General features: G+C 76.0%; 1 protein-coding gene. It reads left to right on the plus strand.

Annotation, left to right across the window (positions count from 1 at the left end; genetic code table 11):
• Positions 1-2809, plus strand: a 2809-nt coding sequence (locus ACFUEL_RS37930; protein WP_380242509.1) for a beta-ketoacyl synthase N-terminal-like domain-containing protein, incomplete at both ends; no start/stop codon positions are given.

A 2809-nucleotide genomic window follows, 5' to 3' on the forward strand; every position in this document is an offset into this window, starting at 1 on the left:
GCGGCTGCCCGCCACCCTGGTCTTCGACTACCCGACCCCGACCGCGCTGGCCGGCCTGCTGCGCGGCGAACTCACCGGCGACCTGCCCGCCGCCGCCCCCGGCGCGCCCGCGGCGGCGGGCACCGCCTCCGCCGCCGACGAGCCGATCGCGATCGTCGGCATGGCCTGCCGCTTCCCCGGCGGCGCGGCCGGCCCCGACCAGCTGTGGCGGATGCTCTCCGACGGCACCGACGCGATCGGCCCGTTCCCGCGCGACCGCGGCTGGGACCTCGCCTCCCTCTACCCGGACTCCGACCCGGAAGGCTCCTCGTACACCCAGGCCGGCGGCTTCGTGCAGGACGCCAGCGCCTTCGACGCCGCGTTCTTCGGCATCAGCCCGCGCGAGGCCCTCGCCATGGACCCGCAGCAGCGCCTGCTGCTGGAGACCTCCTGGGAGGCGTTCGAGCGGGCCGGCATCGACCCGGCCACCCTGCGCGGCTCGCAGACCGGCGCGTTCATCGGCGGCTACAGCTCGCGGTACGCCACCGAGGTGTCGCTGGAGGGCACCGAGGTGGTCGAGGGCCACCTGGTGACCGGCAACGCCACCAGCGTGCTGTCCGGCCGCCTCTCCTACACCTTCGGCCTGGAGGGACCGGCCGTCACCGTCGACACCGCCTGCTCCTCCTCGCTGGTCGCCCTGCACATGGCCGCCCAGGCGCTGCGCCTGGGCGAGTGCTCGCTCGCCCTCGCGGGCGGCGCCACCGTCACCGCCACCCCCGGCGTGTTCGTGGCCTTCGCCAAGGCCGGCGGCATCTCGCTGGACGGCCACTGCAAGTCCTTCGCGGCCGCCGCCGACGGCTCCGGCTTCGCCGAGGGCGCGGGCATGCTGGTCGTCGAGCGCCTGTCCGACGCCCGTCGCAACGGCCACCCCGTGCTGGCCGTGATCCGCGGCTCGGCCGTCAACCAGGACGGCGCCTCCAACGGCCTGACCGCCCCCAACGGCCCGTCCCAGCAGCGCGTCATCCGCGCCGCCCTCGCCAACGCGGGCCTGCGCCCGGACGAGGTGGACGCGGTCGAGGCGCACGGCTCGGCCACCAAGCTCGGCGACCCGATCGAGGCGCAGGCGCTGCTCGCCACCTACGGCCAGGACCGCCCGGAGGACCGGCCGCTGTGGCTCGGCTCGGTGAAGTCCAACATCGGCCACACCCAGGCCGCCGCCGGTGTCGCCGGCGTGATGAAGATGGTCCTCGCCCTGCAGCACGAACTGCTGCCGCAGACCCTGCACGTGGACGAGCCCACCCCGCACGTCGACTGGACGGCCGGCGAGGTGCGGCTGCTGACCGAGGCCGTCGCCTGGCCCACCGGCGAGCACGTCCGCCGGGCCGGCGTCTCCGGCTTCGGCATGAGCGGCACCAACGTGCACGTCATCCTGGAGGAGGCCCCGGCCGCCGAACCCCGGCCTACCGCCGACCCCGCCGCCTCCGACGAGGACGGCGCCCCGGCCGGCACCGCCCCCGCCCTGCTCGCCCCGCACGCCCCCGCCGCCTGGCTGCTGTCCGGCCGCTCGGCCGAGGCCCTGGCCGGGCAGGCCGCCCGGTTGCAGGACTGGGTGCAGGCCCGGCCCGCCCTCGAACCGGCCGCCGTGGCCTGGTCGCTGGCGGCCACCCGGACGCTCTTCGACCACCGCGCGGTGGTGATCGGCGACGGACGCGAAGAACTGGTCACCGGCCTGCGCGGCATCCTCGCGGGCACCCGCACCCCCGGCGTGGTGACCGGCCTGGCCCGCACCGGCGACCGGACGGCGTTCGTGTTCGCCGGCCAGGGCGCGCAGTGGGTCGGGATGGGCCGTCAACTGCTGGACGACTCACCGGTGTTCGCGGCCCGGCTGGCCGAGTGCGAGGCGGCGCTGGCGCCGCACGTGCCGTGGTCGCTGCGCGAGGTGATCACGGGCGCGGAGGGCGCGCCGGAGCTGGACGCGGCCGACGTCGTGCAGCCGGTGCTGTGGGCGCTGATGGTCTCGCTCGCGGCGTTCTGGGAGGCCGCCGGCATCCGCCCGGACGCGGTCGTCGGCCACTCGCAGGGCGAGATCGCCGCCGCCACCGTCGCCGGAATGCTGTCGCTGGAGGACGGCGCCCGCGTCGTGGCGGTCCGCGCCCGCGCCCTGACGGGCCTGTCTGTCCAGGGCTCGATGGTGTCCGTGGTGATGCCCTCGGCCGCGGTGCGGGAGATCGTGGACGGCTTCGACGGACGCCTGTCGGTCGCCGCGGTCAACGGCCCGGCCGCGGTGGTGGTCTCGGGCCAGCCCGACGCGCTCTCGGAGTTCGAGCGCGAGCTGGCCTCGCGCAAGGTGCTGCGCTGGCGGATCCCGGCCACCGACTTCGTGGCGCACTCCCCGGCGGTGGAGCCGCTGGAGGCGGTGCTCGCAGGGGAGTTGGCGGACATCGCCCCGCGGATGGGCCGGGTCCCGATGATCTCCACGGTCACCGGCGAGTGGCTCTCCGGGCCCGAGGTCGACGCCGCCTACTGGTACGCCAACCTGCGGCGGATGGTCCGCTTCGAGGAGGCCACCCGCACGCTGCTGGATGGCGGCTACGGCGCGTTCGTCGAGGTCTCCACCCACCCGGTGCTGACCGCGTCGATCACCGAGACGGCGGAGGACGCCGGTGTGGTGGACGTGCTGAGCATCGGCACCCTGGAGCGCGACAACGCGGGCGCCACCCGCCTGCTGACCGCGCTCGGCCAGGCGCACACCGGCGGCCTGCCCGTCGACTGGGCGGCCGTGCTGCCCGCCGCCGAGCGGGTCGACCTGCCCACCTACGCCTTCGAGCAC

This window comes from Kitasatospora sp. NPDC057198 (assembly GCF_042670125.1).
GTDB lineage: Bacteria > Actinomycetota > Actinomycetes > Streptomycetales > Streptomycetaceae > Kitasatospora.